This is a genomic window from Micromonospora sp. NPDC023633, assembly GCF_040640035.1.
Taxonomy (GTDB): Bacteria; Actinomycetota; Actinomycetes; order Mycobacteriales; family Micromonosporaceae; genus Micromonospora.
The window spans coordinates 20169-43984 of sequence record NZ_JBFABB010000044.1; the positions used below are offsets into that span (position 1 = coordinate 20169).

18 protein-coding genes are annotated in these 23816 nt (G+C 69.5%); 15 read left to right on the plus strand and 3 right to left on the minus strand.

Going from position 1 to position 23816, the window contains the following annotated elements:
- Window positions 1-88: 88 nt before the first annotated feature.
- The 8 genes from AB0G13_RS15930 to AB0G13_RS15965 all read left to right on the plus strand — a co-directional run bounded on the left by AB0G13_RS15930 (window position 89) and on the right by AB0G13_RS15965 (window position 12849).
- Complete coding sequence (locus AB0G13_RS15930) at window positions 89-2026, plus strand: N-6 DNA methylase (protein ID WP_357874525.1); 1938 nt, start codon at window positions 89-91, stop codon at window positions 2024-2026.
- Window positions 2027-2142: 116 nt separating this feature from the next.
- Window positions 2143-4104 carry a class I SAM-dependent DNA methyltransferase gene (locus AB0G13_RS15935; protein WP_357874528.1) on the plus strand — a complete coding sequence of 654 codons (1962 nt, stop codon included), beginning with the start codon at window positions 2143-2145 and terminating at the stop codon, window positions 4102-4104.
- A gap of 32 nt (window positions 4105-4136) precedes the next feature.
- Window positions 4137-5363 carry a restriction endonuclease subunit S gene (locus tag AB0G13_RS15940; RefSeq protein WP_357874530.1) on the plus strand — a complete coding sequence of 409 codons (1227 nt, stop codon included), beginning with the start codon at window positions 4137-4139 and terminating at the stop codon, window positions 5361-5363.
- A 65-nt stretch (window positions 5364-5428) separates the two neighbouring features.
- Complete coding sequence (locus AB0G13_RS15945; protein ID WP_357874533.1) at window positions 5429-8407, plus strand: type I restriction endonuclease; 2979 nt, start codon at window positions 5429-5431, stop codon at window positions 8405-8407.
- A 58-nt stretch (window positions 8408-8465) separates the two neighbouring features.
- A complete protein-coding gene (locus AB0G13_RS15950) occupies window positions 8466-9356 on the plus strand; it encodes a hypothetical protein (RefSeq protein WP_357874536.1) in 891 nt (296 codons plus the stop codon).
- Window positions 9357-9398: 42 nt separating this feature from the next.
- On the plus strand, window positions 9399-11012 hold the full coding sequence (locus AB0G13_RS15955) for a protein kinase (protein ID WP_357874539.1): 1614 nt from the start codon (window positions 9399-9401) through the stop codon (window positions 11010-11012).
- Complete coding sequence (locus AB0G13_RS15960; protein ID WP_357874541.1) at window positions 11009-12166, plus strand: hypothetical protein; 1158 nt, start codon at window positions 11009-11011, stop codon at window positions 12164-12166. Before AB0G13_RS15955 ends, AB0G13_RS15960 begins: the two co-directional genes overlap by 4 nt.
- Window positions 12163-12849 carry a DUF6308 family protein gene (locus tag AB0G13_RS15965; protein WP_357874544.1) on the plus strand — a complete coding sequence of 229 codons (687 nt, stop codon included), beginning with the start codon at window positions 12163-12165 and terminating at the stop codon, window positions 12847-12849. The genes AB0G13_RS15960 and AB0G13_RS15965 overlap by 4 nt, the downstream gene beginning before the upstream one ends.
- On the opposite strand, the gene AB0G13_RS15970 is transcribed toward AB0G13_RS15965, so the two are convergent.
- From AB0G13_RS15970 to AB0G13_RS15980, 3 genes are read right to left on the minus strand one after another with little or no spacing between them, the layout of a single operon-like run.
- On the minus strand, window positions 12833-13030 hold the full coding sequence (locus tag AB0G13_RS15970; protein ID WP_357874548.1) for a hypothetical protein: 198 nt from the start codon (window positions 13028-13030) through the stop codon (window positions 12833-12835). The genes AB0G13_RS15965 and AB0G13_RS15970 overlap by 17 nt on opposite strands.
- A gap of 57 nt (window positions 13031-13087) precedes the next feature.
- On the minus strand, window positions 13088-13291 hold the full coding sequence (locus AB0G13_RS15975) for a DUF397 domain-containing protein (protein WP_357874551.1): 204 nt from the start codon (window positions 13289-13291) through the stop codon (window positions 13088-13090).
- A complete protein-coding gene (locus tag AB0G13_RS15980) occupies window positions 13284-14171 on the minus strand; it encodes a helix-turn-helix transcriptional regulator (protein WP_357874554.1) in 888 nt (295 codons plus the stop codon). The genes AB0G13_RS15975 and AB0G13_RS15980 overlap by 8 nt, the downstream gene beginning before the upstream one ends.
- Before the next feature lie 322 nt (window positions 14172-14493).
- Here AB0G13_RS15980 and AB0G13_RS15985 point away from each other — a divergent pair, with 322 nt between their 5' ends.
- The 7 genes from AB0G13_RS15985 (at window position 14494) to AB0G13_RS16015 (ending at window position 23310) form a co-directional block, all read left to right on the plus strand.
- Entirely contained in the window at window positions 14494-14781 is a 288-nt protein-coding gene (locus AB0G13_RS15985; RefSeq protein WP_357874555.1) for a DivIVA domain-containing protein, read from the plus strand.
- Window positions 14778-15029, plus strand: a complete 252-nt coding sequence (locus AB0G13_RS15990; protein ID WP_357874558.1) for a hypothetical protein — start codon at window positions 14778-14780, stop codon at window positions 15027-15029. The genes AB0G13_RS15985 and AB0G13_RS15990 overlap by 4 nt, the downstream gene beginning before the upstream one ends.
- Before the next feature lie 73 nt (window positions 15030-15102).
- Window positions 15103-16659, plus strand: a complete 1557-nt coding sequence (locus AB0G13_RS15995; RefSeq protein WP_357874561.1) for a hypothetical protein — start codon at window positions 15103-15105, stop codon at window positions 16657-16659.
- Window positions 16656-19169: a hypothetical protein gene (locus tag AB0G13_RS16000; protein ID WP_357874564.1), complete on the plus strand. Its 2514-nt coding sequence runs from the start codon at window positions 16656-16658 to the stop codon at window positions 19167-19169. The genes AB0G13_RS15995 and AB0G13_RS16000 overlap by 4 nt, the downstream gene beginning before the upstream one ends.
- A gap of 21 nt (window positions 19170-19190) precedes the next feature.
- Window positions 19191-19847 carry a hypothetical protein gene (locus AB0G13_RS16005; RefSeq protein WP_357874567.1) on the plus strand — a complete coding sequence of 219 codons (657 nt, stop codon included), beginning with the start codon at window positions 19191-19193 and terminating at the stop codon, window positions 19845-19847.
- 143 nt (window positions 19848-19990) lie between these two features.
- The gene (locus AB0G13_RS16010; RefSeq protein ID WP_357874570.1) at window positions 19991-20449 is read left to right on the plus strand and encodes a hypothetical protein; all 459 of its coding nucleotides are present in this window, start codon (window positions 19991-19993) and stop codon (window positions 20447-20449) included.
- Window positions 20446-23310 (plus strand): M48 family metalloprotease, encoded by a 2865-nt coding sequence (locus AB0G13_RS16015; RefSeq protein WP_357874573.1) that lies wholly within the window; start codon window positions 20446-20448, stop codon window positions 23308-23310. The genes AB0G13_RS16010 and AB0G13_RS16015 overlap by 4 nt, the downstream gene beginning before the upstream one ends.
- Window positions 23311-23816: the final 506 nt, after the last annotated feature.

Below are 23816 nucleotides of genomic sequence, written 5' to 3' on the forward strand. Positions count from 1 at the left end.
AACCGTGGCGGCGTCAATGAGAGCATCATCTGTGAACGCTGTCAACGGACGTGACGCTTGACGGGTGTGACACACTCTGGAGGTGCAGGTGAACCCGACCATTACGGCGGCGGAGATCGCCCGGCTCGCCGGGGTGGGTCGCGCCGCGGTCAGCAACTGGCGGAAACGCCATCCCGACTTCCCGACTCCGGTGGGTGGCACCTCGGCCAGCCCCGAGTTCGACCTCACAGAGGTCGAGCAGTGGCTGCGCCAGCAGGGCAAGCTCCCCGAGCTGTCCCGGGTCGACAGGCTCTGGCGACACCTCGCCGCCGCTGGGGAGACCCCCTCGACCGGGCTGGCCGCCGTCGGGGCCCTGTTGCTCGCCCAGCAGCGCGGCGGACGACCACGTCGTGGCCAGACCGACGCGCCCGTCGTCGCCGACCTGCGACCGGAAATCGAGGCGCTTGCCGACGAACTGGGGCCGCAGGCCGCCTTCGACGAGTTGTGGCAGCGCTTTTCCGCGCCCGGTCCGGGTCGCCCTTGGGCCACACCCGACGAGCTGGCCGACCTGATGGTCGGGCTGTCGGGCGTCAGCGGCGGCTCCGTCCTCGACCCTGCTGCGGGGTCCGGCGCCACGCTGCGGGCCGCCGTCCGAGCCGGCTGCATCGCGGCGTACGGGCAGGAGCTCGACGAGGACCTCGCCCGGTTGGCCGGACTCTGGCTCGCCCTGCGCGAGGTGCCCGGCGAGGTGTGCCCTGGCGACTCTCTGCGCGCCGATGCCTTCGCCGGCCGCACCGTCGACGCCGTCATCTGCCACCCGCCGTTCGGCGTCACGAACTGGGGCAACGAGGAACTCGGCTACGACCCCCGCTGGGAGTACGGCATCCCGCCGCGTACCGAGCCGGAGCTGGCCTGGGTGCAGCACGCGCTGGCCCACCTGCGTCCCGGCGGGCACGCCGTGATCCTGATGCCCCCGGCGGCGGCCGGTCGTCGTGCGGGCCGGCGGATCCGAGCCGAGCTGCTGCGCCGCGGCGCTCTGCGCGCCGTCATCGCGCTCCCGAGCGGAGTGGCCGCACCGCACGGCGTACCGCTGCACCTGTGGGTGCTGCGACGGCCGACGGCCGACACGCCCGCACCGGCGCGAGCATTGCTGGTCGACGCCGCGGAGGGCGATCTTCCCGAACTCTCCGCGCGGGTCCTGGCCACCTGGAGGGCCTTCACCGCCGCACCCGACGCCGAGGTCGAGGAGGTCGGCTTCGCCCGGGCGGTGCCGGTCATCGAGTTGCTCGATGAGGAGGTCGACCTCACCCCCGCCCGTCGGCAGCCCGCCGTCGGGGGCGAGCAGAGCGGAGAGCATCTAGTACGCACCAGAGAGCGGCTGGCCGCCATCGTCGGCGACCTGCCGGCGCTGATGCCGCAAGTCACGCCCGTGCCCGACGGGGTGGCACCGCTCGTCGTGACGGTCGCCGAGCTGGCCCGCAGCGGCGCGTTGCAGCTGATTGGCCCCATCCGGGCCAACTCGTCCTCAGAAGGTGGCGGGTCGACCGGCGGGCCGCCGATGCTCACCGTGCAGGACGTGCTGGCCGGCGTCGACGCCTCCGGCCAAGCCGACGACCGCCTGGGCCAGGAGATCCCGCTGGTGATAGGCGATGTCGTGGTGCCGATGATCGCCCGCACGCTCACGCCTCGAGTGATCACCGCCGAGGGAGCCCTGCTCGGCCGCAACCTCTACCTGCTGCGGCCCAACCCGGCCGCGCTCGACCCGTGGTTCCTCGCCGGACAACTGCGCACCTCGGCCAACGAGAAGCAGGCGTCGAGCCTGTCGGGCACGCTCCGCTTCGACATCCGGCGGGCCCAGGTGCGGCGCCTGCCGCTCGACGAGCAGCGGGCACACGGTGAGGCGTTCCGGCGCCTCGACGCCTTCGAGTCGGCAATCCGACAGGCGGCGTCGCTGGGGGCCGAGCTGGTCCAGCTCACCGCAGACGGCCTCGCGCGTGGATCACTCCAGGCTGAGCAGCGGTCGAGCCGCAAGCGACCGAATAAATAAGGGACCAATCGCCGCCCCTACTGACGAAACGGGCTCCTCGTCCGACCGGGTGGTGGACTGCACCGCCCCGGCGCACCGGCCATACTCCTTCACTTAAGGCAATCGAAAGGAACCTGGTGAGTACCAAGCACCAAGAGCTCACGGACTTGATCTGGAACGTGGCCGACCTGCTCCGCGGCGACTACAAGCGCTCCGAGTACGGCCGCGTGATCCTCCCGCTGACCGTGCTGCGTCGGCTGGACTGGGTGCTGGAGCCGACGAAAGACGCGGTGCTCGCCAAGCACGCCCAGCTCAAGCAGCTCGGCGTGCAAAACATGGATCCGGTGCTGCGCAAGGCCGCTGGTCTGTCGTTCTACAACACCAGCGAGATGTCCTTCCGCAAGCTCCTCGGCGATCAGGACCACGTGGCGTTGAACCTGCGCGCCTACATCGGCGGCTTCTCGCCGGGCGCGGTCGACGTGCTGGAGAAGTACGGCTTCGACGCCCAGATCAGCCGGCTTGCCGAGGCCGGTCTGCTCTACCAGGTGGTCGCCAAGTTCGTTGACGTCGACCTGCGCCCGGACGTGGTTTCCAACCACCAGATGGGCTACGTCTTCGAGGACCTGATCCGCCGCTTCTCCGAAATCAGCAACGAGACCGCCGGTGAGCACTTCACCCCGCGCGAGGTCATCAAGCTGATGGTCAACCTGCTGCTCGCCCCCGACGAGGACGACCTGGTCACCCCCGGCATCGTCCGCAAGATCTACGACCCGGCCTGTGGCACCGGGGGCATGCTCAGCGAGGCCCAGGACCACATCCAGGAGCACAACCCCCACGCCACCGTCGAGGTGTACGGACAGGAGCTCAACGGCGAGACGTACGCGATCTGCCGCTCCGACATGATGCTCAAGGGCGGCGACCCGACGAAGATCGCCTTCGGCAATTCGTTCACCCAGGATGGTCACGAGGGCGAGCGCTTCGACTACATGCTCGCCAACCCGCCGTTCGGCGTGGAGTGGAAGAAGGTCGAAAAGTTCATCAAGGCCGAGCACGAGCGTCGCTTCGCCGGCCGATTCGGCGCCGGCCTGCCCCGGATCAACGATGGCTCGCTGCTCTTCCTCCAACACATGATCTCGAAGATGAAGCGTCCCGAGGACGGCGGCAGCCGGCTGGCGATCGTCTTCAACGGCTCGCCGCTGTTCACCGGCGCAGCCGGGTCGGGGGAGTCCGAGATTCGCCGCTGGATTCTGGAGAAGGACCTCTTGGAGGGCATCGTCGCCCTGCCGGACCAGCTCTTCTACAACACCGGCATCTCCACGTACTTCTGGATCCTCACCAACCGCAAGGACTCGGCCCGCGCACGCAAGCTCGTGCTGCTCGACGGCCGCGACTACTGGACCAAGATGCGCAAGAGCCTCGGTGACAAGCGCAAGATGCTCACCGACGAGCACATCGCGGAGCTGACCCGGACGTACGTCGATGCGCTGTCCATCGCGGACGACCCGGGACACCCGCAGCACGCCAAGGTGAAGGTCTTCAAGACCACCGACTTCGGCTACCAGCGGATCACCGTCGAGCGCCCGCTGCGGCTGCGCTTTGAGGTCACCGAGGAGGCGGTCGCGCTGCTCGCGGAGGCGAAAGCGGTACTCAAGTACGCGGAGCGGGAGTCGCTGCTGGCGGCGGCGAAGTCGCTCATCGGTACGTCCTCTGCGACCCGGGCTGATTTCGCGATGAAGCTGAACCGGCTGGGGAAGCTGCCGGCGGCGGTGGAGAAGGCGGTGTGGGAGGCGTTCTCGGTCACTGACCCGGAGGGCGAGGTGCAGACCGACCGCAAGGGCAACCCGCTGCCGGACTCCGACCTGCGCGACAACGAGAACGTGCCGCTGGACGAGGACATTCACGACTACCTCAAGCGCGAGGTGCTGCCTCACGTCCCAGACGCTTGGATCGATGATACGAAGACTAAGGTCGGTTTCGAGATTCCCTTCACTCGCCATTTTTACATCTATACGCCGCCGAGGCAACTTGCCGAGATCGATTCCGAACTGAGATCCCTCGAAGTCGGAATTCAAGCCCTTCTCGGCGAGGTGATCGGATGACTACGCCAAGGCATCTCCCTTATGGATCTTCGTTGCCCGACTCCTGGGGCGTTGTTCCACTTAAGCATCTCGCTACCCTCTCGAATGGATTTGCTTTTAAGTCGGACGGTTGGGGAGGCGTCGGTACACCAATTATTCGTATCGAGAATCTCAATGGTTCGGAGAATTATAACCACTCTGGGCTTACGTTGGATGACAGGTACGAGGTGGTTGCCGGGGACCTACTTTACTCTTGGTCGGGGAACCCTGGGACGTCCTTCGGTCCATTCAGGTGGCGTGCGCCAGGACGGTACTTCCTGAATCAGCACATCTTCAAGTTGTCCGTTCATGGGTGCGACAAAAACTGGCTCTACTGGGCCTTGAAGGCTGCCACGCACTGGATCGAGCGCGAGCTCACCAGCGGCATGATCGGAATGGTCCATGTGACCAAAGAGGAGCTCGGCGCTGCTCCCATTCCTGTCCCCCCTCCTGACAAGCAGCGAAACATCGCTGAATTCCTCGACAGAGAAACGGCTCGAATCTCGCGGATTTCTGAGCTTCGCGCAGCCGAGAAAGGCCTAGTGCGTGACAGGGCTGACCAGCTCCTAGCCGACTTGTACGAGCAACTTTCAAGCCGCAGCGGTCTAGTCCGCCTGCGACACATACTGCGCGGCATTGAGCAAGGGTGGTCACCCGAATGCGAGGGTCGTCTGGCTGAGGTCGATGAGTGGGGGGTTATAAAGGCCGGATGTGTTAACGGGGGAGTGTTCAATCCGGATGAACATAAGGCGTTGCCTGCAGGCGTGCCGCCTCGACGGCAGTACCGGTTGCGTCAAGGCGACCTCTTGATGTCCCGAGCTAGTGGCTCACCCAACCTCATTGGCAATGTTGCAATAGTCGATCGAGAGCCGGGACGTTTGCTTTTATGTGACAAGATCTACCGGCTGGCTGTGGACGACAGGCGGGTGGTGCCAGAGTTCTTGGCGCTGATGATGAGGTCTCCCCAACTGCGGGAGATGATCCGCCTCGGCATCTCTGGAGCCGGCGGCCTAGCAAATAACTTGCCAACTTCTGTTGTGCGTGATCTCCCAATCCCCGCCATCCCACTCATCGAACAAATCCGATTTGTGCGCGAAATGGCATACCATGCCGAGTGGGCCAATCGGGCCGTGAAAGATATTGATCAACAGCTAAGCCTGCTTGTGGAGCGGCAGCAGGCGTTGATCGCTGCGGCCGTTACAGGTCAAATCGACGTGACGACGGGGCGGGGGGTAGTATGAGACTGGCGCATCAGGAGCGACCGTTTGAGGCGGCGATTGAAGGTGTGCTGCTCGGCTCGAGGTGGGTGCCCGCTGTCCCCAGCAACTACGAGCGGCAGCTTGGGCTTGATAAGGCGGAGCTAATTGCCTTCATCAGTAGGACTCAGCCGGACGAGTGGGCAAAGCTGCTGGCGTACCACGGGAACAACCCGGACGAGGGGCAGCGGCAGTTCGCCCAGTACCTGGCCAAGCAGATCGACGAGCGCGGCCCTCTCGACGTCCTCCGCCGTGGCGTCAAGGACAAAGGCGTTCTCATCCGGCTCGCCTACTTCAAGCCCGCCCACGCCATCACCGACGATGCGCTCAAGCTCTATCGCGCCAACCGCCTAACCGTTACCCGCCAGCTCGCGTACTCGACCAGCAACAACAACACCCTCGACCTGGTCCTCTTCGTCAACGGCATCCCGCTCGCCACGGCTGAGCTGAAGAACCCGTTGACCGGCCAGACCGTCGAGGATGCCAAGGAGCAATACCGCAAGACGCGTGACCCAAAGGAACTGCTCTTCGCGCGGCGTACCCTCGTGCACTTCGCCGTGGATCCCGACTTGGTCTTCGTGACGACGAAGCTTGCGGGGGAGAAGACCCGGTTCCTGCCCTTCAACACCGGCTCGGACGGGCCGGGTGTCTCCGGCGGCGCCGGCAACCCGCCGGCCGGCGCATCCGGTTACCGCAGCTCCTACCTGTGGGAGCAGATCTGGCACCCGGACACCTGGATGGATCTGGTGCGGCGGTTCCTGCACACCGACAAGGAGTCGCGGAGCCTGATCTTTCCGCGCTATCACCAATGGCACGCGGTCACCCAGCTCACCGATCATGCAGCCCGCCACGGCTCCGGGCACAACTACCTGGTCATGCACTCGGCCGGGTCGGGCAAGTCGAACACCATCGCCTGGCTGGCGCACCGGCTGTCCAGCCTGCACACCGCGCCCGTGGTCGACGACGAGCGGCTGCGGCCCAACGAGCCGGTCTTCGACAAGGTCATCATCATCACCGACCGGGTGGTGCTGGACCGGCAGTTGCAGGACACCGTCTTCCAGTTCGAGCACGTGCCGGGCGTGGTGCAGCGGATCGACAAGGACTCCGCGCAGCTCGCCGCCGCCCTCCAGGGCGAGACGGCCAAGGTGGTCATCACCACCATGCAGAAGTTCCCCTACATCCTCGACAAGGTGCAGGGGCTCCGCGGTAAGCGGTTCGCCGTGATCGTCGACGAGGCGCACTCGTCGCAGTCCGGCGACTCGGCCGCCGCGCTGAAGAAGGTGCTGCTGAAGCTCGGCAGCGACGACGTGGACGAGTCGGGTGACCTGCTCACCGCCTCCGCGCTGGCTCGGGGCCGGCACGAGACGCTGTCGTACTTCGCGTTCACCGCCACCCCGAAGCCGAAGACCCTGGAGCTGTTCGGCACGCCGCACCCTGTCTCGGGGAACCCGCAGCCGTTCCACACGTACTCGATGCGGCAGGCCATCGAGGAGGGCTTCATCCTCGACGTGCTGCGCAACTACGTGACCTACAAGTCGTACTGGAAGCTGGCCAACGCCAACCCCGACGACCCGGACGTCGACCCGAAGAAGGCCGGCGCCCAGCTCGCCCGCTTCGCCAGCCTGCACCCCACGATGCAGGCGCAGAAGGCGGAGATCATCGTCGAGCACTTCCGCAAGCACACCGCGCCGCGCCTCGGCGGTCGCGCCAAGGCCATGGTGGTCACGGGCTCCCGCGAGGCCGCCGTCCGCCTGCACACCGCCATCAAGAAGTACGTCGACATGCAGGGCTATGCCGGCTGCGACTCCCTGGTCGCCTTCTCCGGTGAGCTGGGAGTCGACGGCGTCGAGCACACCGAGGCGCGGGTCAACGGGTTCAGCGAGGGTGAGCTGCCCGAGAAGTTCGCCTACACCGCCGCCGACGACAAGCATGCCGGCACGCCGAGGGCCAAGCAGGACACCGAGTACCGGATCCTGGTCGTCGCCGAGAAGTACCAGACCGGCTTCGACCAGCCGCTGCTCACCACGATGTATGTCGACAAGCTGCTCAAGAGCGTCGCCGCCGTGCAGACCCTGTCCCGGCTCAACCGCACCCACCCGCTCAAGGCCCAGGGCGACATCTTCGTCCTCGACTTCGTCAACGAGGCCGGCGACATCGCCGAACAGTTCAAGCCGTACTTCGAGACCGCCGCCACCACCCCCACCGACCCGAACCTGCTCTACACCGCGCAGAACGAGGTCACCGGTTATCCGGTGCTGGTCGACTCGGAGATGCAGGCGTACGCCGAGGCGCTGCTCGCCGCGGAGCGCAAGGCCACCAGCGACACCGGCCTCCAGCGGGCGCACGCCGCGCTCTACCGCTTCACCGAGCCGGCCGTCGACCGCTACAAGGCCCTGGCCGCCGACGATCCCGAGGCCGCCGACGGCTTCCGGTCCGCGCTGCGCGACTACACCCGGATGTACGCGTTCCTCAGCCAGGTCGTGCCCTACCACGACGAGGACCTAGAGCGCCTCTACCTGTACGGGCGGGCGCTGCTCAACCGGCTGCCCCGGCGGCAGGACCCGTCCGTCGACATCGGCGAGGTGCAGCTGACCCACCTGCGGGTCAGCAAGACCGGCGAGCACGACGCGTCGCTCACGCCCGAGGGCGAGCAGATGCTGCCCGGCTTCGTCGGCGGTGCGGCGGGCCGGCAACACGACCCGGAGAAGGTCGCCCTGTCTGAGCTGATCGACGCGTTCAACGACAAGTTTGGCATCGGGCTAGGCGAGGCGGACAAGGTCTGGGTCGAGCAGCAGATCGTCGCCCTCGCCGAGGACGGCACCCTCGAAGCCGCCGCGATGGTCAACGACGAGAGCAACTTCGGCGTCGTCTGCGACAAGCGCATCGAGGACGTGATCCTGTCCCGGCACGACGACAACGGAAAGCTCATGCAGCGCTACCTCGACGACGACGCGTTGCGGTCGCAGCTCAACCAGTTCGCGCGCCGGCAGGCGTACCAGATGATCCGCCGCCGCAAGGGAATCGCCTGAGCGGTTACCCGCGCCGGACAAGCGGTGAGTCGAACCCCTCTGAGAAAGGCAACGTCTCGTGACGTCGTCGGAGAACTACGTCCACCTGTGGATCGCCAGTGACGCGAAGACCACAGCGGTCGCGCTGACCGAGGTGGGGGTCAGCGGGCGGGCACGGGTGCACGAGTGGGGCAGCGTGACCGACGTCAGCCCCGACGCCCCCATGAGTCGGGAAGCGGCGAACCGGCGGGCGTCCCAGCAGATGATCCTGATCGCCGTCATCTCGATCGGGATCTGCCTGGCAGGAGGGGCGCCGTACGCCGGAGTGATCTTCGTGGCCGCCTTCGTTCTTGCCGCCGCGGCCATCGTCGGCGCGATCAGGGCTGAGCGGCAGGGCACAGTCCGCACGCCGGACCTGCGCAAGTTTCCTGACATCCACCGCGTGCTGACCACGCCGCAGGAACAGCGTTCCTTCCGGGCGCTGGTCACGCTCGCCGAGCGGGTGGGCCGCACGCTCCCCGAACTCGACGAGCTCGTCGAGCCCAACGAGGCCGGTGAGCTCCTGGCGCAGGCGCTCTGGGACGGTGCCAAGAACCTGGCGCGAAAGCAGGACATCCGGACGGTCCGCGACGACCTGCGGCGGCACGAGAAGGACACCACCGACAATTCGAGCCGCGCGTACCGGGACTTCGTGCACCAGCGGCAACAGGCCGACGAACTGTGGAAGGAAGTCCGCAGCGAACTGGCGACGCTCGTTGCGCAACTGACCGCCGCCGCAGAGGCCGGAGAGCGGTTCATCCGTGACCGTGACCTGGACGAGACGCTTCAGCGGACCGAGAAGGCGCTCGCTGAGCTTCTGATCGACCCCATGTCGGGACCGTCGGGCGCGAGCGAGCAGCTCGCGGACGAGACGACGGCTGTGCTCGACGCCTACCGCGAACTGAATGACCTGTACGGCGGCAAGCACTAACGGTATCGACGACGCCAGTAGACCGATTGACCTGGGGGTTTGATGCGGGCGCAGGACCGCGTGGCCGACCGCTACGAACTCACGTACGCGGTCGGTCACGGTGGCATGGGCGAGGTGTGGGCTGGCTTCGACGAGAAGCTCGACCGGCCCGTCGCCATCAAGTTCCTCCGCAAGCTCTCCATTCCGGACGGCGAGCGGGAGAACGCGGTCGAGCGGTTCATGCGGGAGGCACGGGTCACCGCCCGGCTCGACCACCCCGGGGTGCCCAGCGTGCACGACGTCGGCGTTCAAGGCGACGACATCTACATCGTCATGCAGCTCGTACCCGGCATGCTCCTCTCCGACCTGGTAGCGGAACGCGGCTGGCTCTCCGTGCCGTGGGCCGCGGCGATCGGGGCGCAGATCTGCTCCGTCCTGGCGACGGCGCACGCGGCCTCGCTGGTGCACCGTGACCTCAAGCCGCAGAACCTGATGGTCACACCCACCGGCTCGGTCAAGGTCCTCGACTTCGGGGTGGCCGCGCTGCTCGGTCCGGCCGACGTACCCCGATTGACTGCCACCGGCCACACCCTCGGCACGCCCACCTACATGGCGCCCGAGCAGGCGTTGAACAGCACGGTAGGCCCGAAGGCCGACCTGTACGCGCTCGGCTGCGTGCTGTTCGAGCTGCTGACCGGCAACCCGCCCTACCGGGCGGACAACCCGCTCGGCATGCTGCACCGGCACATGAACGACCCGATCCCCTTGGTGACGGACCACCGCGACGGCGTGCCGGACGCGCTGGTGCAACTCGTGGTGCGGATGCTCGCCAAGGACCCGCAGCACCGTCCCGGGTCCGCCGCCGAGGTGTACGAGATCCTGATGCCGCTCGGTGCCGTCGAGCCGGACCTTGCCGCCGACCGGGCAACGACGGTCGCGGACGGCCAGCGGATCGATCCAACGACGCCGTACCGCTATCCCTTCGGACCGCTGCCGCCCCGGGCACCCCTCGCCCCCACGAAGATCGACGTGGTGCGGCCCCGCAACGCTCCGGAGGTCATCCACGTCCCCTCTCCCGACGAGCTGGCGGAGGTCGAGGAGCGAGCCTGGGAGTTGGCCGAGGAGGAGCGGTTCACGCAGGCGGCCGAGCTGCTGGAGGCGGCGCTACGCCCGATCCGCAAGGCCCACGGCGCGGCCAAGCAGCCGAGGATCCTGGAGCTGCGCGTCAACCTGGCCAACCTGTACGTCCTCGCGGGCGCGTTCCGGCAGGCGCTGCCCGAGTTCCAGCGGCTCATCCCCGATCTGGCCGAGCGACCGGTGCCCGACCAGGAGCTGATCTGGCAGTGCCGGCAGCAGGCCGCCGTCTGCCAGGCGGAGCTAGGCGAGGCTGCCGCCGCGATGGCTGAGCTGCGCTCCCTGCTCGCCGAGGAACAGGGGGCCATGCCCCCGGACGCGACGGAACTGTTCCCGTTGCGGCAGCAGATCGCCATGCTCGCCGCCGGGATCGGTGACGTGACAGATGCTCGGCGTCAGCTCACGGACCTGCTGCGAGACGTCACCGACCGGTACGGGCCCGAGTCGCCAGCTGCGGAGGAAGTCGCGGCGCTGCTCCAGCATCTTCACCGGCTGGGCGAGAACCTGCTCGGTGACACGAACGGACGGAGTGAGGGACGATGAGCACGTTCGAGCTGGAGGACGTCCTCAAGCAGTGCGTCGAGCGGGTAGCCCGATTCCGCCGTCAACACCAGCGCATCGGCGAGCAGAACACCAAGGCGGGGCTCATCGAACCCGTCATCGGAGCGCTCGGGTGGGACCTGTTCGACCCGGACGAGGTGCACCGTGAATACCGGCGACGCGGCACGGACAACCCCGTCGACTACGCCCTGCTCCTACTTCGTACGCCACGGCTGTTCGTCGAGGCCAAAGGACTCGGAGAGAATCTCGACGATCCACGATGGGCCAATCAGACCATCAGCTACGCCGCGGTGGCCGGTGTCGAATGGGTGGCGTTGACCGATGGCGCGGAGTGGCGAATCTACAACGCCCATGCGCCCGTACCCATCGAGCACAAGTTGTTCCGCGCCGTCCGACTGGAGGAGAGCCTCGACGAGACCGTGGAGTTGCTGTCGTTGCTGAGCAAGGACAACATGCGGGACAACCGCATCGAAGAACTCTGGAAGGGCTACTTCGTCGACCGACAGGTCCACGGTGAGCTGCTCGAAATGTTCGGGGATGGGGAGCCGGCAGCGGAGTTGGTGGCGATGTTGGACCGTCGCCTGTCGAGGCTCACTCGGGACGAGGTTCGTGCGAGCCTCATCCGCGTTCGTGCCACCTTCGACTTTCCGTCGTCGGCAGCGTCCACCGGCGTGACGTCTGTCAGCCCTCTTGGCGCTACGCAGCATGCCCAGGCGGTGCCCGTCGTGCCTCCTACGGTGACTTCCGCGTTGCCTCAGCAGCAAACTCCGGTCCGCCCTGCCAAGAGCCGTTCGCACAAGCGGCCGGTGTCGGAGGGGGAACGTGCGCTGAAGGTGATCGACTTGATCAGGGCCGGACGGTTGCGCCCGGGCAGCAGACTCTACGGGAAGTACCTCGGCAAGCAGTACGTCGCCGAGTTGCTGGCGGATGGCAGCATCCGCTACGGCGGGCGGACTCTCGGCTCCCCGAGTGCGGCCGGCGAGGCAGTAAAGATCGAGGTGCACGGCCCATCGATCCCAGCTACCCGCCGAGCCACCGACGGGCTCGACTTCTGGTCTGCGGAGGATGCCCGAGCCGGTGATGTGGTGTCGCTTAAGGAAATCCGGCGACGGCTCGCGACCGAGGGGGAGGCATGAAACAGCCGCTGACCCTCGCGGAGATCCTCGCGATCCTCGGCGACCCGCAGTCCGTCACGGACCTGAAGCGGTACTTCGCGGTCGCAGGCGAAACGGCTTTCACCGGCGGGCAGTTCGAACGGCTCGGAGGCGGTGGCGACCGGCCGGAGACCTGCAACCTCGTTACGGCGGAGGACCTCATCGCGGTCGAACTACTCAGCGTGCGGGTGCCGCCGCGCACCGCCCTCGACCTGTTGCAGGGCGCGCTCGGAGAGGCGGTGTCGGCGCAGCTGGGCGAAATACCGACAACCGTTGCGCTGGGCCACCCCGGCGCGCTGTCTCTCATTGGAGAGGGGCAACCAGCCGACGGGGCGTGGCGGTTGTTGCGGAATGCCGACGGGATCGGCTGGGTCGTGGCAGGGAAGCTGCTTGCCCGCAAGCGGCCCCACCTCGTACCGGTCTACGACGAGGTTGTTGCCTGCGCCTTTCGCACGAGCAAGGACTTCTGGCGCTGGTTGCACGACCGTCTGGGGGAGCAGGACGCGATCCTCGCCGACCGACTCGCCGATCTCCGGCGGCAAGCCGGACTGCCGTACACCATCTCCCTGCTCCGGGTCCTCGACGTGGTCGTGTGGATGCGCCACCGTGACGAGCACACCGGCTACCGCTGCCGGGGCGTTCGGCTCCCTACGAGCGGCTGTTAGCGTTGCGCCCCTGGGGCTGTCGAGGATCGTAGCGACCCTCCAGGAACGCAATGAAGCGCTCTGGATGCTGAATGTAGGTGCCGATCGTCGACGGTCGGTGGTTGCCGGCGGCGAGGAGTGCCTGCTGATACCTGGTCAATTCCTGCCGAAGCTCGTCGAGCGTCGAGCTCCGCTGTGTCATGCCGTCATCATGCAGCTTGCGGTGGCTCTGCCACAGCAGAGATGCGGAGGGCGTGGTTCAAGACGTGAGGCCGCCGCCCTTCACTTCGTTCACGAAGATCTGCCAGCCATCCGGGTTGAAGGCCAATGCCGGCCCGGTGTCGTCCTTCGAGTCGCGGACGGCGACGATGCCGGGAAGGTTGGTGGCGACCTCGACGCAGTCGCCGCCGTTGTCGCCGCTGCGGGTGCTCTTGCGCCACACGGCGCCGGTCAGGTCAGTCATGTCGCATCTCCCCGATGAGCCGCTTGATCATGTCTCTCGATTCTGCCTCGCTGAGGGCAAGCGCATCCAGGCCCCTCCAGACGCGGTCGTAGGCGGCCATCTCGTCCGGCTTGTCGAGGTAGAGCGCGCCGGTCAGGGACTCGCTGTAGACGACTGAGGGTTCCGGGGCGGCGCGGCCACCTTTGGTCGGTGGAAAGTCGAGGATGACGAAAGACCCGGCTACCGCTCCGGGCTGAGGACCCGCCGCCAGCGGCAGCACCCTGACCGACACGTTTGGAAGGCTCGAGAGCTTGACGAGCTGGTCGAGTTGGAGGCTCATCACCTCGGGGCCCCCGAGAATCCGTCGGAGCACAGCCTCCGACAGCACGGCATCAAGCCGGGGGGCGGCCGGTAGCCGCCGGACGAGAAGTGCCTGTCGCTGGAGCCGAACCTGCACCGCCCGCTCACGTTCCTCGTCGCTCAACCGCCCACCAAGACGGTAGAGGGCGTGGGCGTACTGCTTGGTCTGAAGGATTCCGGGGATCAGTGATTCGTCGTACCGGCGGAGGTACGCGGCTGCGGATTCCAGGCCGACGTACAGCTCGAACCAGTTCGGTACCGCATCCCCGTACGCGTGCCACCAGCCCTTCGACTTCGTCTCTGCGGCCAGCCCGCGCATCGCCTCGGTCATCTCCGGCGACACGCCGTACAGCTCGCACATCGCCTTGACGTCGAGCACCCGCACCGGACCCATGCCGCACTCCAACCGCCAGATCTTCTGCCGGCTGTATTCGAGGGCTTCGGCGGCGGCGTCGAGCGTCACCCCCGCCTCGTTGCGGAACTGCCTCAGCAGGCGGCCGAGCTGCCGGCGCGGCACCGTCGATCCGAGGTCGTCAACCATCCGCACACTCCCTGGTTCCAAGACGCAACACTGCGTGATGTGCTCGTGCAACTCTTAAACCGTTCAGGAAAGAAAGTCAATGCATCTCAGGGAAATTGCGCTATGAAACGTTGCGCATCCACTGCGGACTGTCACAGGATGACGACAGCGCGGCGGCCGGGACATTCCCCCGAACCGGCCGCCGTGCTTCCCGGCCACACCCTCGCTGAGCAGCCCGGATGCCGTACCGCTGATCGAAGCTGCGGTGTTCGGGCGGGGCGGGTCCGCCCGTGCGGGGAGGGCGGGTGGACCCGCCCCATCCACGACCAGAAGGCAGGTAGAGATGAGCGCCCGCAACCAAAGGTCCTTTCCGGTGGGCGGTGGGACGACCTACCGCTCCCGCGCGTACCCCAGTCTGCTGCCGTGGCAGGTGCGCGAGCGCCGGTTCCCGACCGCCCGGCTCGGGCGCCGGGGCCTGAACCCGGATGAGGTGTACGCCTTCCTCGACCGGGTGGCCGTCGACATGGCCGCCGTCTACGACGCGCTCGCGCAGAGCCGGCGGGAGGCCGCAGTCGTCAAGCACGCGCTGCGCCGGTTGCAGTCCGAGCAGGCCGAGGGCGGTCGGCGGTGAGCGGGCGTTACGTCATCCACCTGCCGGTCGTCGCCGCCGACCTGCCCGCCGCGCAGCGCCTGGCCCGGGTCGTTGGCCGCTGGATGTCCGTGCTGCCGATGACCGACCCGGGGGAGACCACCGTGTCCGAGGAGGACCAGCAGTTCCTCCGGTACCGGGTCTTCTGCGACGTGCGGCTGCCGGGTGGTCGGCGCTGCGTGCTCCGTGACGGCCACGATGGCGAGTGCTCCCGCCGCCTGCGTCGATGACGGTCGCCACGGCCGACTGTCGGCTTTACGTCATTCCGACGGCTCGGCTGGCAACGTCTGCTTCTGTGGCGCGGTGGATCTTCTCGGGGGACCGCTGAGCGGGAACAGCCGGCTGACAGGTGTTCTCGGCCCGGCGTGGACGGCCAAGCCCGACACTCCGGAGGACACCGGCCGTCAGCCCCTCGCCGTGGAAACGGTCATCGGCTCCCACGCCGCCGCGCTGGTCCCCGGCGTCATCACCACCACCCCGCACGCGCGGTACGTCGCGCTGCACGCCCGCCTCGCGATCGAAGCGCGTAGGCGGGGCTGGACCGAGAAGCACGACCAGGACCGCTTCCGTGACCTCGTCCGCCGGGCCGAGGTGGTCCTGGGTGCCGTCTCGGTGGCCCACGGCCTCGACGAGCCCGACGAACACCGGGCCAGGGCCGGTGACTTCGGAGCCCACGGCGTCAACACGATCGGCAAGGAGCTACGCGAGACGAACGCCGCCGACATCGGCCGCCTGGCCGACACCTACAGCCAGGTGCCGGGCGGCTATCTGCAGACGTACGCGGGAATCGAGTCGCTCGTCGGGCTCACCGATGGCCGCCGGGTTCCCGCACCGGGACCGGCGGCGGACGAGGGGCTGCTCTCGGCCCTGGACGAGGTGGTGGCCCTCGCCGGCCGTGAGCAGCCGCTGTCCCGCCAGCAACTGCGGAAGCTGCAGCATCTGTGCCTGTGTGGCATCGGTGACGCGCCGGACGGGGAGTGCGTGCGGCGGGCGTACTTCGTCGATCGGGACGGCGACGAGGCAGTCGCGAGGACCCATCGCCGCAGTGCCGCGCTGCTCGTCGGCGCGCTGAACGGCCGCGAGGTGGACGTCTCGCTCGACATGGCGATGGACGAGTGGTGCTGCTTCACCACCGGACTCCGTGACCTGCTCGGCAGCGACGAGCTGCATGACCACGCCCGCACCTGGCGAGGTGCCCTGCTGCGGAACTGGTCGGTGTGGGCGTGGCGGCTGATCTGGGCCGAGCTCGTCTCGCCTCTCGCCTTGCGCCCCGGTACGCGCGAGGAGGCCATCGAGCAGTTCGCCACGCAGCTACCCGACGCCACCGTCAAGCAAGCCCTTGTCGCCGAGCTTCCCGCGATGCTCGATGCCGGCACCGGCACACTGCTGCCGGCGGAGCACGAGCTCAACCACCATCCGCGCAACGCCGACGGTTGGACGGTGCCCGACCTGTTGCGGCTGCTCGCCGTCGGAGCCGCGCGGCTCGACCACCTCGATCCGGCCAGCCGGGCGGCGTTCGTCGGTACCCTGCCGGATGACCTGGGCCCCGAGTACGTGGCGAAGTGGTTGCACCAGAACGCTGATCGTCCTCTGGCCGGCGCAGCCGCCGACCTGGCCGGTCACTTGTTCCAGCGGGCCGAATCGGTGAGCCGCCAGAAGATGCAGTGGACACGGGCCGGGCTCCGCCTGCCCACCCGACTCCGTCGGCTCGGTGACCGGTGGCGGCTGGAAGGGGAGGAGGGCAGCGGCGCGGTGTCGCTACGGCTGCCCACCTTCACCAGCTTCCTGCGTCAGCTGGGCGTCCTCGCCGTCTCCGCGGACGCCTGGACGGCTGGTCGCCACGTGGAGGTGATCCGGTGACCGACTGGGAAGACCTGCTCGGCGCCGCCCCGCCGGCGGTGCTCCACGCCCGGCTGATCCCCGACGCGGAGGAGGTCCTGGTGCTGTCGTACACCTGCGACCTGTCCTTCTTCGAGGACGTCTGCCTACGCGACGCGCAGGCCGTGCGAGCCCGCACCACCGTGCTGTTCGACGCCCACCACCTCACCGAAGGCCCCCGCCGCCCCGGACCCGCCGACTACCTGGCTCTGCCGGTGGTCTGCAAGGGCGGAGGTGCGTTCCACCCGAAGCTGGTGGTGATCGCGTCGGAGACCGACGCAGTCGTGGCCATCGGCTCCGGCAACGCGACCGCCTCAGGGTGGCACCACAACGCTGAGGTCTGGACGCTGACGCGCGGCGATGGGCCCACCGTGCCCGCACTCTTCCACCAACTGGCGGACTGGCTACGGCGGCTCCCCGAATACGTGTGGATGGAGGACCTCGGCCGCGACCGCCTCGATCGGGTCGCCGAGCTGCTCACCGCGCGGCCGGCCGATCCCGGCGCGGACCAGCCGGTCCTGGTGACCACGGCGCTCCGCCCGATCATCGAGCAACTACCGCGTCCGGCCGGGCCGGCGACGCAGCTCGCGGTGGCCGCGCCCTTCTTCGACCCCGAAGCGGGAGCGCTGCAACGTCTCGTCGACCGCTTTCGACCCCAGCAGATGCGGCTGCTGCTCACCCGGGACGTGCAGTGCGACCCGGACAGCCTTGCCCGAGTGGTCAAACGCGTCCCGGACGCCGCCGTGAGCACGCCGGAGAGTTCCCGTTACCACCACGGCAAGGTCGTCGAGTGGTGGTCCTCCGACCAGGGTTGGGCCCTGACCGGCAGCGCCAACTGCAGTCACGCCGCCCTCACCAGGACGATGCCGGCGGGTGGCAACTGCGAGCTCGGCGTCGTCTCGCCCCTCACCGCCCCTGTGGTGACAGCGGTACCCGCCGAGGCGGTGGCCGTGTCGGACCTGGCGCGGCTGCCCATTCGGGAGCCCTCACCGTCGGCCTCCACCGCGACGGAGAGCCTACGTGTGCTCGGCGTCCGTATCGGCGCCGACCGGGTGGAGGCGACCGTGCTCGTCGGCTCGGACGGCACGCCGCCGAGCTGGCTCGCCGTCAACGGACTTCGACTCGACCACGATCGGGCGACGGGCAAGCTCCACGTGTACGCGGCCGTACCGGCTTCCGACTGGACGGCGACCAGTGACGGGCAGGCGGTCAGCCAGGTCGTCACCGACGACGGTACGGAACTCCGCGACGTGCTGGTCACCGACGTGGCGGCCGCGCTGTCGCGCATCGACCGCCCGTCCCCCCTCGAACACACGTCCCTGCCGCAGGTCCTGGCGGACTCGGCGCACACGGCAGCGCTGCTCGAAGCGTTGCACCACCTGGCCTCGGTGCGTCCGGACCGGATTCCGCAAGCGCCGGTCGGAGGCCGGCGACGCCAGGTGGAGAACCGCGTCAGGTCCGCCGTGGGCCCAGCGCTGCTCCGTTTCGCCCTCGGCCTGAACGACGCCCACACGCAGACGTCCGCTGACGACGAGGACATCTTCGAGGGGGCGGACCCGGAATCGTCGCCATCCCCCGCCCGCCGTACGCGACCGGCACCGGCCACTCCAGCCTGGCCCGGAACCCTCGCCAGCGTGCTGGACGCGCTCACCCCGGGGCAACGTGCCCGGCTCCGACGCGATGTCACGGCGCTGGTCGACACCTCCCAGGCATGGCCGCTGCCGGCGAAGCTCGCGGTCAGCCGGCTGGTGCTCCTCCTGGTCGCCGGTGGACTGTGGCCGGAGGCAGCGGACTGGGCCGACCTCCTCTACTGGGTCCTGGTGCAGCTGTGGGACACCGAGCAGGAAGAGAGCCTCGACGGTGAGCACGCGGCGTTGGCCACCATCGGTCTCGTCGCGCTCCGCCGTGGCATCGACCTGCACGACGAGCCGGACGGCCGGCAGGCCGGACAGTTCGACGAGCTGCGCATCGCGTATCGGGAATGGACGGACTGGCTCGCGACGGCACCGCCGGACACCATCCAGCGGTATCACGACGGACTTGGCGGGCACACCCTCGGGCTGCTGTTCGAACAGACCCACTTCACGGCCGAACTGGGGTGGATTCTTGGCCGCACCGCACTGCACGACGCGGTTGACCGACTCGACGGCGCTCACGTCGACGCGAACGGCATCGTGTACGTCGAGGCCCGTCGGAGCGCGCGCCACTCGCTCATCGCGGCGTTGGATGCGCTCCGTGACTTCCCGGACGTCCACGTCGTGGCCGAAGGGGGGCCGGAGACCCATGGCTGGTGGAATGGCCGGCGACTGCTGGTCGTGACCCGATCGGGACCGGCATGGCGGGCGGAACTGTGGAGAGGGCTGCTGACCGGTATCGCCGTGTTCGCCCGTGGCACCCCCTTGCGCCCTGCCGACCAGAGATGGACGGCAGCCACGCCCGAGGAAGCCCTCACGCAGGCATCGGCGGGGTCGCCAGGTGCCCTGCTTCGATGAACAGGGGTAGAGGAGCAACGCATGGCAGACCTCACCGTTGCCGAGCGGGTCATGCAGGAGTTGCAGCGGACGCGGCTTCCGCTCGACGACGACGAGCTTGCACGGCGGCTCGGCGTGCAGCCCCGGCAGACGATCAACCAGGTGTGCCGCAGGCTCGAAGAGAACGGACGGATCCGTCGCTACGTCGGCCCGAGGGGGAAGATCGTCAACGAGCACCTGGCTGGCACACGTCCCGCGGGCTCAGTGGTGCAGCAGGAGGTACTGCCGGAGCCGGCGGCAGGCGACAGCGCAGCACAGCGACGCGCCGAAGGAGTCATGCTCAGGCTGCTGAGTGATCGGCTCGGTCGTGAGTTGAAGCCGCGTAAATTCATGGTGGCGGACGGGGCCCGCGTGGAGGTCGACGGCGCTGACGAGGATCTGACGGTGCTCGTCGAGGCTTGGGCCCATCAGGGGCGCCGAAGTCCGCTCAGAAGCACAAGGTCCTGGCTGATGCCATGCGACTCCTCTTCGTCGCCTCGTCCGTGGCTACCACACCCCGCCTGGTGCTCTGCCTCTCCGATCAGGCGGCGGCCCGGCACTTCACGACCGCCCGCTCGTGGGCAGCAGCCGCACTCCGCACCTTTCACGTCGACGTCGAGGTGGTCGAGCTTCCATCCGAGCTCAGAGGTGAAGTCCTGACGGCCCAGGAGCGCCAGTACCGCTGACGTTCGATCCCTGTGCCACGAACCGCCCGCACTCTGGGCCCGGGAGCGTCAGATATTGGTGCCGGAAACCTTACTGTCGGGTTTCCGGGGCTGGCGTTGTACCGGCACGATGGCATCGTGACCGAGCACCAAAACGTCGCCGCCGATCTGGTCGTGGGCGCTGCCCACGCGGCGGTCAGTCGAATCGCCCCCGAGGAACTTCCGGTCTTCGACGAGGTGGCCGCTGACTGGCGACGGCAGCTGTCGAAGGGATCGGTGGGCTGGTCCGTCCCGCCGGGCGGGGTCGGCTTCGGCATCGACGTCACCCTGGTCACCGAGCTCGTGCTCCAGGTGGTGGCCGCCGCCGTGGGCGAGGTGTTGGTCCTTGGCGCCGCCACCGTCCGGGCCGGCCTGCTGCGTCGCCGCCGGGAGCTGCCCGCCCCGCCCGACGCCCGACCGGGGCTGGATCCCGCACAGGCACGTCGACTGCGGGAGGCGTGCCACCGGCACGCGTTGGCGCTGGGCCTGGACGCCGGGCGGGCGGAACTGCTCGCCGACGCGGCCGTCGGCGCGATGGTCGATCCACCGGACGCATGACCGCGCCCGGCGCCGGCGGGGCCCACCATGACGGCGGTACGGCCGCGGACGGCACGACCGGCGGCGATCGTGGCGGCGGCGCCGGTGGCACCGGTGGCACCGGTGTCGGCCCACGCCTCCCGCCGGACCGGCTCGGCTGGCTCTACGCGCTCGTGCTGGCGTCCCTGATCAGCGTCGGGATCAGCGCGGGTGGCCTCTACTTCCTCGCCGACCGCTCGCTCTCCCGGCCCTGGGCGGCCGCCGTCGACGTCTGCACCCGGGCCCACCCGGTGGCGGCGGCGCAGCAGTCGGCGGCCCGCGACCGCTGCCTGGCCGGGCAGTTTCGCCGGCGTGGAGTGGTCATGCTCGCCGGTGCGGGGATCGCGCTGGGCGCGGCGGCGGCGCTCGTCCTGGTGCTGCCGCTGGCCGACCGGCGTCGGCTTCGCCGCCGGCTCACCGTGCCGGGCGCGCAGGAACGCTTCGTCGATCTCTGCGACCGCAACTGGTTGGCCGCGCGACACCGGCCGAGGCTGGTCGTCGCCGCCCCGCCCGCACGGCAGGCGTACACCACCGGTGGCGTGGTCGGCAGGTCGACGGTGGTCCTCCCGGCGGCCGTCGCGGTGGCCCACGCCGATACGGCGCGGTTCGACCCCGTGGTGGCGCACGAACTCGCGCACGTCCTCGCCCGGGACGTGGCCTGGGCGTCGGCCGTCCGTGCCCTGGTCTGGCTGCCGGTGCCGGCGGTGCTCGCCGCCGGCCTGTTCGAGGTGGTCTTCTTCGGGCTGAACGCGACCTACCTGACGGCGCTCGGCCGCGCGGCGGTCGTCGCGGTGCTGACGGCGCTGCTGGCGGCCGGGCTGCTGCGGCGGCGCGAGCGGGAAGCCGACCGGTACGCCGCCGATGCCGGCCACGCCGGGCACCTGGCCGCGCTGCTGCGCGCCGGGACCGCTCGTCCCACGCGGCGGCGCCGGCTGCTCGCCCGGCATCCGGATCCGGCGATCCGGGCGGCGGCGCTGGGCCGGCCGGCGGACCCGCCGGGTGGCGTGACCCACGGGCTGGCGGTCGGCGCGGTCGCGATGCTGGCGATGAGCGCCGCCGACGCCCTCGTGCGTGACCTCTTCCTGACCGTGCAGGCGACCGTCGGCCCGCCCGTCGCGGTCTGTGTCGGCTCCCTCCTGCTGAGCCTCGGCCTGCTGCCCACGCTGGTCCGCCGGGCCGCCGGGGCGGGCGGCTGGTGGCGTCCCGTGCTCGGCGCGGCCGTCGGCTTCGCGGTGACGGCGTTCCTCGCCACCGCGCTGCCGGTGCCGGGCAGCTCGGGTGTGTCGGCCCGGCCGGACGTCTCCGTCGCGCTGCTGGTCGCCGCGTTCGCGGGACCACTCGCCGCGTCGGTGGCCGGCCTCTGCGTGCTGCTGGCGCGGCTGGTGGTGGCCCGCCGGCCCGGGTCGGTGGGCTGGCGGTCGGCCACGTACCTGGTCGCGGTGGCCGCCGGTGTCGCGGTGCTCTGGCCGTTGCCGGCGCTGGCGTCCGTGCCGACCGACGGCCACGCGGCCCGCGCCTGGCTGGTCTTCGCGCTGCCCCGCAGCGGTTGGCCGCTGCTCGCGCTGCTGGTCCCGGTGCTGGTCGGAGCGCTGCTGCGCGGTGCCGGGCAGGGGCGCCGGCGTCCGGCGCGGCGGTGGGACCGGGGGGTCGTGGCGGTGGTCCTGACCGCCGTGCTGGTCGGTGCGGGGGCCGCCATGTGGTGGACCGAGCTGTTCCCGCCGCACACCCTGGCCGAGGCGAACCGGCTGGCCCAGCAGCGCTGGCTGCTCTGCGCGCTCACCGGCTGGGCGGTCCTGGTGGTGCTCGCGCTCGGCCGCCGCGCCGGTGTCGGCGGGGCGCTGACCGCCGGCTGGGCGGCCGGCACGGCGGCGGCGCTGCTGCAGTACGCGCACGCCCTGGCGACCGGGCGGGCGGACGGGCTGGACACCGCCGAGGCGCACCTGCTGGCCCCACTGGCCTGGCTGGGCTACCTCGTCGCGGTCACCCTGCCGTTCCTGGTGTCCCGGCCGGCCGTGCCCGGACCGACCCCGTCCGCTCCGGGCAGCGCCCGGGCGCCCGTCGCGGCGGTCGGGGCGCTGGCGGCCCTGCTCGCGGTGGCGGTGCTCGGGCCGGGGGTCCCCGGGGCGTACGCCCCGCTGCCGGTGGCCGCCCCGACCGGAGCCGCGGCGGCGTCGACGGCTCCGGTCGCCCCGCCGACGCCCGATGCCACCCCGGGGCCCACACGGTCCGCTCCGGGGCGACCCGACCCCGGTCGGCTGCTCACCCGCGCGGAGGCCCGCCGGGCGGCCGGCGCGGTCAGGGCGGTGCTACCGCCGGGCTGGCGGGTTCCACTCCAGCGGGGCGACGGCGGCGGCTCCCGGATAGACCCGTCGGCCTGCCGACCCCTGGCCGAGGACGCCTACCTGGACCGGCTCGGCGGAGTCGAACGGGTCCGGGAGCGGGCCCGCTACGCCACGGTGCCCGGCCTCACCGCCACCGCGTCGGCCGAACTGGTGATCGAGATCAGGTCCCACGCCGAACCGGTGCCCGCGTCGGTGCTCGCCGAGGCGGAGTCGGCGCGCCGGGACTGCCCCCGGTTCACCGCCCGGGGCGCGGACGGCTCGGCGGTGGGGTTCGCGGTCGACGCGCAGCCGCCGCCCGCGCTCGGTGAGCAGTCCTGGCGGGTGGACTACCGGCTCAGTGCGGGCAGCGGGCGGACGCGGATCACCGGACGGTCGGCCTTCGTGATCGTCCGGGCGGGGCACAACCTCGTGACCGTCTACGCCAGCGCGATCATGGAGTCCCTGGACGAGCGGCTGCTCGATGCGGCGGTCGAGGCCGCCGTGGCGGGACTGACCGACTGACCGACGACCGTCGACCCGCCTACGGCGGGGCGATGGCCGAGGGGACGACGACCCGCGCGCGGGCTGTCTTCCCCTGAGTGGTGCGGTCAGCACATCGGTTCGGCCCAGATGTTGCGGTAGTGACGTTGAGGCGGGGGTCACCGTGGTCCTGCAGCCGGATCGGTCCCCCGGAGGGCCCTCCGGCGCACCGTTGCCCGTGGGCCGCCGCCGCGGTGTCCCGCCACGCCACCCGCCGATCCGACGCGTGACCGACTGCGCGGTGCGGACCCTCGACGCTACGTGCCCGGTCGAGCGATTCGTGCCCGCCTGGATTGCTTGCGCTTCGATTGGGCGGAACGGGAAATAGCTCCCGTGAGATCGGGCCGCTGCGCTTCATGTCACCCAATTTGAATGCGATGCCTCACCCCGTTTCGCTGAGTCCGCGTCGGCACACGTAGCTCATTCATGCTTCGGTGCACCAGGGTCGATGTAACTGTGCCCGCCCCGACGGCTACCCTCAGTTGCAT

Coding starts and splice junctions, on each gene's coding strand:
- AB0G13_RS15955 (WP_357874539.1), top strand. CDS start 9,399: ATGCGGGCGCAGGACCGCGTGGCCGACCGCTACGAACTCACGTACGCG.
- AB0G13_RS15960 (WP_357874541.1), top strand. CDS start 11,009: ATGAGCACGTTCGAGCTGGAGGACGTCCTCAAGCAGTGCGTCGAGCGG.
- AB0G13_RS15965 (WP_357874544.1), top strand. CDS start 12,163: ATGAAACAGCCGCTGACCCTCGCGGAGATCCTCGCGATCCTCGGCGAC.
- AB0G13_RS15970 (WP_357874548.1), bottom strand. CDS start 13,030: ATGACACAGCGGAGCTCGACGCTCGACGAGCTTCGGCAGGAATTGACC.
- AB0G13_RS15975 (WP_357874551.1), bottom strand. CDS start 13,291: ATGACTGACCTGACCGGCGCCGTGTGGCGCAAGAGCACCCGCAGCGGC.
- AB0G13_RS15980 (WP_357874554.1), bottom strand. CDS start 14,171: ATGGTTGACGACCTCGGATCGACGGTGCCGCGCCGGCAGCTCGGCCGC.
- AB0G13_RS15985 (WP_357874555.1), top strand. CDS start 14,494: ATGAGCGCCCGCAACCAAAGGTCCTTTCCGGTGGGCGGTGGGACGACC.
- AB0G13_RS16005 (WP_357874567.1), top strand. CDS start 19,191: ATGGCAGACCTCACCGTTGCCGAGCGGGTCATGCAGGAGTTGCAGCGG.
- AB0G13_RS16015 (WP_357874573.1), top strand. CDS start 20,446: ATGACCGCGCCCGGCGCCGGCGGGGCCCACCATGACGGCGGTACGGCC.